Genomic DNA, 652 nt, shown 5'->3' with positions numbered 1-652 from the left:
AACCTGCAACCATCGACTTAGAAGGTCGGTGCTCTATCCATTGAGCTAGCAAGGCCAGACGCAGAGCCATTATATCCCCGACCCAGTACCCCGACTGGCCTGCCTCTGCCTTGGACTTCCGTATTTTGGCTTGGGCAAGTTGCGCGATTTGACTTAAGGAGCCGGGTCCGGATCCCTTCACCATGAGAATGTTGGCGATTCTGGATTTTGCTTAGGATATGAACGTCAAAGAGATCGTCCGCCAGGCTCTCAAAACGGGGCGCCTAAGCCTCTTTCAGGAAACTTGCCTGTACGAGCTGTTTGAAACCAACTGTCCAGATGAGGAAGACCTGCGGGCGGCAGATGCTTTGATCAATGCCCTTTTGGATGGCGCTGTGCAACGGGAGAGCCACAACTGGGATCCCTGTGCATCGATGCCAGACTTCGCCGCCTTTCCCCTTAAAATTGACGAGCAGAGAACAAAAGAGTACCCATTCAGGGATCCCCTGTAACCAAGCCATCTTGGGGAAGACCCGGCCAAAATGGGTGTTGAAAATCGGGATCCCTATGCCACCGCTCCCTGATCCTGGTTCAGTTGAGGACAAGCAGAGCCCTCCCGGCCTGGGATCCCTCTCTCCGGCGGCCAGGCGTCTGCTGCGCCTCTACCATGGCG

Annotated in this window: 1 protein-coding gene; it reads left to right on the top strand. The window is 55.5% G+C overall.

Annotated features, from left to right (window positions below; translation table 11 throughout):
- Positions 1-218: 218 nt before the first annotated feature.
- Positions 219-491, top strand: a complete 273-nt coding sequence (locus NW853_RS12275) for a hypothetical protein (RefSeq protein ID WP_414338726.1) — start codon at positions 219-221, stop codon at positions 489-491.
- The last annotated feature ends 161 nt before the right edge of the window (positions 492-652 follow it).

It is taken from the genome of Synechococcus sp. H55.11 (genome assembly GCF_047462475.1).
GTDB lineage: Bacteria > Cyanobacteriota > Cyanobacteriia > Thermostichales > Thermostichaceae > Thermostichus.
The sequence above is the reverse complement of the archived record's forward strand: the minus strand, read 5'-3'. Positions and strand labels throughout refer to the sequence as shown.